The sequence below is a fragment of the Verrucomicrobiia bacterium genome (genome assembly GCA_026414565.1).
Lineage (GTDB): Bacteria > Verrucomicrobiota > Verrucomicrobiia > Limisphaerales > Fontisphaeraceae > Fontisphaera.
Map to the genome: position 1 here is coordinate 94,946 of JAOAIT010000029.1, position 8,012 is coordinate 102,957.

Genomic DNA, 8,012 nt, shown 5'->3' on the forward strand with positions numbered 1-8,012 from the left:
CTTTCAGCCGGTTGGCACGATTTTTTTTGGGGAACATCCGCTGAAATGCATTTGCCCCCCAGCTTTCCTTGGGGCTGCCAGGCTCCAATCCCAGAGCAGGTTTCAACCGCTTTTAATATCTGGGGCGTCCATGCTGCGGCGGAAATACTTGGGGAAGAGGAACCATCCCCGCCCCCCCAGGAGCACCGGTCTGCAATAAAATCGCCATTTGTTGATGGCACGACTTCGCGGCTGATGGACTGTAACCTTTCGTTTTGCTGATTCGTCTGGTGATTTGAATCCAGTTCCCCAAAGTGGGGAGACCGCGGAACGGGGATTCAACCGCGAGGCAGAGCAGGCAGACCGCGCGGGGAATGACCGCCTGCAAAAGAAAAAAAACTATGAAAAGTCGTGTGTCCCTCCTGCAACGGAAGTTGTTAACGGCTGCCCTTGGCGGCCTGGCTGTCATGCTAGCCGGCTCGCTCTTCGCTCAACCGGGCGGAGGCGGTCGGGGTGGAAGATTTAATCAAGATCCCGCGCAGAATCCGCAGGGTGGCCCCCCGGATCGGGCGGCGATGATGGGCGGGCGCGGGGGTTTTGGGTTTGGCCTGGACGAGCAGCAACGCCAGGTGTTCAACGAGGCGCTGCAGAAGCATCAGGATGCCCTGCGCAAACTGGAGGAGCAACTGCAGGCTGCCCAGCGAGAACTGATTAAAGCGGTCATTGCCGAGGAGTACGTGGAAAAAACCGTGCGTGAGAAGGCCGAAGTGGTGGCCAAGCTGCAGACGGAAATCATGATGCTCCGCGCCCAAGCCCTGCATACTGTGGCGCCGACTCTCCGGGAGGAGCAGCGCGTCCAGATGGAGGATTCCCGCTTCAGCATGATGCTGCTGAGCGGCGGGTTTGGCGGCGGCCCCGGTGGCGGCCGCGGGATGATGATGGGCGGCGGGCCTCCGGGCATGGATCAGGGTGGTCCCGGTTTTGGCCCGGGGATGGGCGGCCCCGGCGGGCGTGATCCCATGCAATTCCGCGGCCAAGGCGGCCCCGGTGGACGTCCTGACCCCGGTCAGGGCGGGCCCAATCGCGATCGCGGCAACCGCGGAGACCGCGGCAATCGCGATGGCGGCCAGGCGGCGCCTGGATTGCCGGTGGAGCAACGCCCTCCGCGCTAAGCAGCCAGTTCAGCAACCTTTAGCAGGTTGGGACTCCCCCACCAACCTACTGCCACAAGACTACGCCCGGCACGTCCGGGCGTAGTCGCTTATGGCGCGGACGTTTTCGGGGGGGGTGTCGCGCACAATTTCGCAACCTGCTCCCGCGATGTAGCGCTCCCCAGCCGCCTGATGGCATGCGGCCAAGGCGGCGTGGATTGCCTGCGGCGTTTGATTTCGCACCACCCCCACCGGCTCCAGATTGCCCAGTAAAACCTGCGCCGGCCCCATCTCCTGCCGCGCCCGCGCCAGGTCGGCAAAATAATCCAGATCCACAATGTCACAGCCCAGCGCCCCCATGCCTTTGAGAATGGGATTGGTGCGCCCGCAGATGTGCAGCCGCACCCGCCCGCCGGCCGCGTGAATGCCGTCCACCAGCCGCTTTTCATAAGGCCAGACAAATTCCTCATAGATTTGCGGCCCCACCAAGCTGGCGGCGGCATCGCCCACGCCGATGAGGTCTGCCCCTGCCTCGATTTGGGCCCGCGCAAACCGCAATTCCATTTCCACAATGAACTCAAACAAATCCCGCACGAAGGCAGCATCATCAAAAAAGTCCAGCATGATGGTATTGATGCCGCGCAAATCCGCGCCTTGCGCCATCGGGCCTTCGACCCAGCCCTCGACGATTTTTTCGCCGGCGGTTTTTTGCTTGAGGAGCGCCACCGCCTGCACGCGGTCGGTCATGCGCCCGCCGCCCAGCGGATCGGGGACGCGCAGGCGCGCCAGGGTTGCCTTGTCGGTCAGCAGGGCCTCCTCCTCGATGATGGCGGGCGGCTGGTTGGGGAACCATTGAATCTTGGCCCCGCAATCGGCAGCCTCACGCGCGGGATCGGAAATTGCCGAGACATAATCGAAGTCAAATTCCTCGGCCACCCGCACCTGGGCCTCCACCAGCCGGCGGTGGTCGCGGCAGTATTCCCCATAGGGAATGCCGGCGCGGTCGCCGGCAAACATCATGGTGATGGGCATCACGGGCAGACGATCCACCGGCTGGCCGGCGATCCGGGCGAGCACGCGTTCTCGGCTGTTCATAACAAAGGTGTTGGCCACCGGATTTAACCACCGCCCGGCCCCGCCGCCAAGCCGTTTGCGTGCTCATGTGGGCGGACAGGCATTTGAGGTTGACCAAAACCCAGGGTCACGGCAGTTTGGGCAGGTGCCCTTGAACCCGATACCATGAGAACGCCACTTATGCATGGCAGCCTGGCCGTTTTCCTGCTTTCCGCCACGTTGATCCACTCCGCCGCCCCCCAGCCGGTGCCGTTCAAAACACCGGATCGCCTGCCGGATCAGTTCCAGCCGCTGTCCCCCGCCGAGGTGAAACTGGAGGGTTTTCTGGGCGAACGCATCCAGCGCAACGCCCTCAGCCGGCTGGCCAAAGTGGACTTGGAGCCGCTGCTGGCGGGCTTCCGGCAGAAACCCGGCTCGCATCCGTGGATCGGGGAGCACATTGGCAAATGGATGCATGCGGCCACCCTGGCCTGGGCTTATACCGGCGACGCCGCTTTGCGCGCAAAACTTGACTACGCCGCCGCTGAACTCATCAAAACGCAGGAGGCCGATGGTTATCTGGGCACCTATACGCCTGACAAGCGTTTCGGTCTGTATCCCGGCGCCGATTGGGATGTGTGGTCGCACAAGTACTGCCTGATGGGCCTGCTGACGTATTACCAATACACCGGCAACGCGGCGGCGCTGGCGGCCAGCCGGAAGGCGGCGGATTTATTGATCGCCACCTTTCCGGCGAAGAAGAGCATCCTGGCGGCAGGCACTCATGTTGGCATGGCGGCCACGAGTGTCTTGGAGCCTATTGTGCTGCTCTATCGGCACACCGGCGAGGCCAAATACCTGGAATTTGCACGGTATATTGTGCGCTCGTGGGACGAACCGAATGGCCCGCGGATCATCGCCGCCCTGCTCAAGGAGGGCAAAGTCAACAAGACCGCCAACGGCAAGGCTTATGAGATGTTGTCCAATCTGGTGGGTTTGTGCGAGCTGGCCCGCGCCACCGGCGAGGCGGAGCTGCTCCTTCCTGTGGAAAAGGCCGTCCAGGACATCATCAATACCAAAATGTACCTCACCGGCGGCATGAGCCAGGGGGAGCATTTCCGGGAAGATCATTACCTGCCCAACGGCATGGGCGCGCATGTCAGTGAGACCTGCGTCAGCACGACGTGGGTGCAACTGCTGTGGCAAATGCTGCGGCTGAAAGGGGAGGCGCTCTACGGGCGGGAACTGGAACGCATTCTCTACAATCACCTGGCCGCCGCCCAGCGCCCGGACGGTGAGCAATGGTGTTATTTTACTTCTTTGGAGGGCACCAAACCCTATGGCCCCGGCATCAACTGCTGCGTCTCCAGCGGCCCGCGCGGCATGGCGCTGGCGGCCCAGTGCGCTTATTTTAAAACCAGGGATGCCCGGGGACAGGAGAGCCTCTTCATCAACCTCCTGGAGCCGGGCCGCGTCACCACCACCGTGAACGGCCAGGCGGTGACCCTGGACTTCGCGAGTTCGTATCCCGAGGGCGGGGAATTCAAAGTGCGCGTCACGGCCTCCCAGCCGGTGGTGCTGGGTTTACAATGCCGCATTCCCCCGTGGGCAGCCAAGGATGCGGCCGCCACGGCGCGCGTGGTGGCGCCGCGGTTGTGGCGCAACGGCGACAGCTTGACCCTGCTCGAGCTGCCCGCCCGGCCGCAGCAACTGATCGCCGGTCAGCATGGCAACGAGGGCCGCGCGGCCCTGGCCTACGGCCCCTTCGTGCTGGCTCTGGACACCGCACTGAACCCCGGCTTGGACTCGCCCAATCTGCTGGGGCTGGTGGACGATCGCCTGCAACGCCGTCCTGGCACGCTGGAGTTTGTGGCGCAGGTGAAATCTTTGCGTGATCCCGCCCCCCGCCCGGCGGTGTGGGTGCCCTTTGCCAATGCCGGCGCCACGGGCGGACGTTTCCAGGTCTGGCTGCGCGCCCCCGGCGCCGCGCTGCCGGAAAAGGTCTCTCTGCTGGCCGGCGCGCGTGAAAGCCGCTCGCGGCAGGGTAATGTGAACGGCTCCATTGCGGATGAAGATCCCGGCTCCTTTGTGGTCACTTTCGACGGCACCGCCAAGGCGGAGGATTGGTATGCCCTGCACGCAGAACAACCCGTACGTTTCAGCCGGGCCGTGTTTGCCCACGGCCAGAATTTCCATGACGGCGGCTGGTTTGATGCCAGCGCCGGCAAGCCCCGCCTGCAAATCCAGCGGACCGCCAACGGCCCGTGGGAGGAGGCGGCCGTGTTTGAAACTTATCCCGCCACCACGGCCACGGACCACCGGGGATTGAAACCGGGCCAGACCTTCAGCGTCCAACTTGCCGCGCCGGTGCAGGCCGTCGGCGTGCGCGTGATTGGCAAACCGGCCTGCGGCGACAACCCCAAACAAGCCTTCAGCTCCTGTGCGGAGCTGCAGGTGTTTGAGAAATAATCATGCGATCACAATCCCTACTTCCGCGGCGGGCCTGGCTCCAGCGCGCGGCCACCGCTGCGGCCGCCCTGGCGCTGGCGCCCTCCTGCGCCACGAGCGCCACCGCACGTGCCGCGCGCCATCCGCTCGGCTGCTACACGCGGCCGTGGGATCAGTTGGATTATCGCGCAGCGCTGGATGGCATGGCGGAGGCGGGCTTTCAATACGCCGGCCTGATGACCACGCGCGGGCGGCCCTCGCTGGTGGTGCATGTGGACTCCACGCCGGAGGCCGTGGCCGCAGTGGCGGCGGAAGTCAAGGCGCGGGGGCTGAAGGTGATTTCCATTTACGGCGGCGATTTCCACGCCGAGCAGGGGGTGGCGGCGGGGGTGGCCGGCCTCAAGCGGCTGGTGGATCATTGCGTGAGCTGCGGCTGCCCGCATCTGCTGCTGGGCGGCACCGGCGATGCCCGGGTTTTTCCGGCCTATTACCAGGCCGTGCGGGAGGTGTGCCCGTACGCCGAGGCCAGGCAGGTCACCCTCACCATCAAGCCCCACGGCGGGCTTAACGCCACCGGCCCCGAGTGCCGGAAAATCATCGAATCCGTCGGCCATCGCCGCTTCCGGCTGTGGTACGATCCGGGCAACATTTTCTACTACTCGGACGGCCGGCTGGACCCGGTGGAGGACGCGGCCACCGTCAACGGGCTGGTGGCCGGCATGAGTGTGAAGGATTTCCTGCCCCCCAAGGAAGTCATGCTCACCCCCGGCACCGGGCGGGTGAACTTTCCCGCGGTCCTGCGCCGGCTGCAACGCGGCGGCTTCACGGCCGGACCGCTGGTGATTGAATGTCTGAGCCGGGGGAACGGCCAGGACGCGCGCTTGATCACGGCCGAGGCGCGCAAGGCCCGGGAGTTTGTGGAAGGCCTGTTGAAAGGTTAGGGCGGCTGGAGGGAGCCGGGGCGCCCACTGACTCTTGACCGGAGGCGGTGCTCCACGCGGTTTCGTCACCCCGAGCGAATGACCGCCATTCACCGCCACGCGGGGCCGCAGACGCCCGGCTCCCGCCAACCGCTCCTGGAGGGCGGGGGGAAGGGGCGCGGACGGGGCTGGCTCCCGCCCGCGCCCTGGTTCATCTCGGTTCCTCCGGCTTACACATCGTAATACAGGAAGAATTCGTACGGGTGCGGCCGCAACCGGATGGCGTCATGCTCCTTGCGCTTGGCGGCGATCCACGTCTCGATGAAGTCGAGGGTGAAGACGTCGCCCTTGAGCAGGAATTCATGATCCTTTTCCAGGTAATCCAGGGCCTCGCCGAGGCTGCTGGGGACCTGCGGGATTTTGGCGTGTTCCTCCGGCGGCAGCTCGTAGAGGTTCTTGTCCATGGGTTCGCCCGGATCAATTTTGTTGAGCACGCCGTCCAGGCCGGCCATGAGCAGGGCGGCGTTGCTGAGGTAGATGTTGGCCGAGGGATCGGGCGGCCGGTACTCGATCCGCTTGGCTTTGGGATTCTCGCTGTAGGTGGGGATGCGGATGGCGGCCGAGCGGTTGCGGGCGCTGTAGGCCAGGTTCACCGGGGCCTCATAGCCCGGCACCAGGCGCTTGTAGGAGTTGGTGGTGGGGCTGCAGATGGCGCACAGGGCCTTGGCATGCTTGAGGATGCCGCCGATGAAGTTGAGGGCCAGCGGGCTGAGGCCGGCGTAGGCGTTGCCGGCAAACAGAGGCTTGCCCTTCTTCCAGACGCTGATGTGGGTGTGCATGCCGCTGCCATTGTCGCCAAACAGCGGCTTGGGCATGAAGGTGGCCGTCTTACCGTGCTTTTTGGCCACATTCTTGACCACGTACTTGTAGATCATCATCTTGTCGGCGCAGCTCACCAGCGTGTCGAAGCGGATGTCAATTTCCGCCTGGCCCGCGGTGGCCACCTCGTGGTGTTGGCGCTCGATGGTGACGCCCAACTGCTCCATGAGCAGGGTCATCTCGGTGCGCAAATCCTGCTGTGTATCAGCCGGAGCCACCGGGAAGTAACCTTCCTTGTGCCGGATTTTGTAGCCCAGGTTGGGCATTTCCTCGCGGCCGCTGTTCCAGATGCCTTCAATGGAGTCAATGCTGTGGAAGGCCGCGTTGGTTTTGACTTCGTACTGCACGTTGTCAAAGACAAAGAACTCGGCCTCCGGCCCGAAAAAGGCCGCATCCCCCACGCCGGTGCTGGCCAGATATTTCTCGGCCTTCTGGGCGATGCCGCGCGGATCGCGGCTGTAGGGCTCCTTGGTGCCGGTTTCGGCGATGGTGGCCGTCAGGGACAACGTGGGCACTTCCATGAAGGGATCAATGAAAGCCGTATCGGGGTCGGGCATGGCCAGCATGTCGGAGGCTTCGATGGATTTCCAGCCGCGGATGGACGAGCCGTCAAAGCCCAGGCCTTCGGTGAAAATCTCTTCCGACAGCTCGGCGATGGGGCAGCTAAAGTGCTGCCACGAGCCAAAGGTGTCGCAGAACTTGATGTCGAACATTTTGGCGCCGGCCTTTTTGGCCATTTCAATGACGCTCTTTGGGGTGTTTTTTGCCATAGTGTTTTGGTTTCTCGATTTACTGCTGTTTTTTGGGTTGTTGGGACGCCGCGCCGGTGTGTTACCACCCCGGCGCGGCGCCTAAAGGGTTTGTGTCTTAGCTGCGGCCGTAGTAGCCCTCTTCGCCGTGATCGGTCAAATCCAGGCCCACCGTTTCCGCCTCCGGACTGTGCCGCAGGCCAATCACCGCTTTGATGATGAACGCCAGCACCGCGGTGGCCACGATGGAGAGCACCAAGGTCACCACGATAGCTTTAATCTGCGCGAAAAGCAAACCCTGCTTCACTCCTTCCACCACGGGGTTGGCCTCGGGGGTGGCCAGCAGGCCGGTCATCAACGCGCCCAGCGTGCCGCCCACGCCGTGCACCCCGAAGGTGTCCAGGGAGTCATCATAGCCCAGCCAGGCTTTGAGCTTCCAGCAGGCCAGGAAGGGGACAATGCCGGCCACCACGCCGATGATCATGGCCCCTGACGCGGTGACAAACCCGGCGGCGGGCGTAATCACCACCAGCCCCGCCACGATGCCGGAGCAGAAGCCCAGGACGCTTGGCTTGCCTTTCAGCGCGTACTCCGCCATGCCCCAGACAAACCCGCCCGTGGCTGCGGCCAGGGTGGTGGTGGTGAAGGCGTTGGCGGCGATGGCGTCGGCCCCGAGGGCGGAGCCGGCATTGAAGCCATACCAGCCGACCCAGAGGAGGCCGGTGCCGACCATGCAGAGCACCATGGAGTGCGGGGGCATGGGTTCCTTGCCGTAGCCGGCGCGTTTGCCGAGGAGGATGCAGAGGATGAGGGCGCTCCAGCCGGAGGTCATG

At 64.1% G+C, this 8,012-nt stretch carries 6 protein-coding genes; 3 read left to right on the forward strand and 3 right to left on the reverse strand.

Translation table 11 applies throughout. The annotated features are described in order from the left end of the window. Positions 1 to 380: 380 nt before the first annotated feature. On the forward strand, positions 381 to 1,151 hold the full coding sequence (locus N3J91_07750; protein ID MCX8156323.1) for a periplasmic heavy metal sensor: 771 nt from the start codon (positions 381 to 383) through the stop codon (positions 1,149 to 1,151). Positions 1,152 to 1,211: 60 nt separating this feature from the next. Here the strand turns inward: N3J91_07750 and N3J91_07755 are convergent, their stop codons facing one another. Further along, positions 1,212 to 2,225 carry a uroporphyrinogen decarboxylase family protein gene (locus tag N3J91_07755; GenBank protein ID MCX8156324.1) on the reverse strand — a complete coding sequence of 338 codons (1,014 nt, stop codon included), beginning with the start codon at positions 2,223 to 2,225 and terminating at the stop codon, positions 1,212 to 1,214. A gap of 144 nt (positions 2,226 to 2,369) precedes the next feature. Between N3J91_07755 and N3J91_07760 the strand changes: the two genes are divergently transcribed. Continuing rightward, the gene (locus N3J91_07760) at positions 2,370 to 4,652 is read left to right on the forward strand and encodes a glycoside hydrolase family 127 protein (protein ID MCX8156325.1); all 2,283 of its coding nucleotides are present in this window, start codon (positions 2,370 to 2,372) and stop codon (positions 4,650 to 4,652) included. 2 nt (positions 4,653 to 4,654) lie between these two features. Next, complete coding sequence (locus N3J91_07765; protein ID MCX8156326.1) at positions 4,655 to 5,572, forward strand: sugar phosphate isomerase/epimerase; 918 nt, start codon at positions 4,655 to 4,657, stop codon at positions 5,570 to 5,572. Between the two features lie 209 nt (positions 5,573 to 5,781). Here N3J91_07765 and glnA read toward each other — a convergent pair whose 3' ends face one another. After that, on the reverse strand, positions 5,782 to 7,200 hold the full coding sequence (gene glnA / locus N3J91_07770; GenBank protein MCX8156327.1) for a type I glutamate--ammonia ligase: 1,419 nt from the start codon (positions 7,198 to 7,200) through the stop codon (positions 5,782 to 5,784). 97 nt (positions 7,201 to 7,297) lie between these two features. Beyond that, positions 7,298 to 8,012, reverse strand: a 715-nt coding sequence (locus N3J91_07775) for an ammonia channel protein (protein ID MCX8156328.1), incomplete at its 5' end; no start/stop codon positions are given.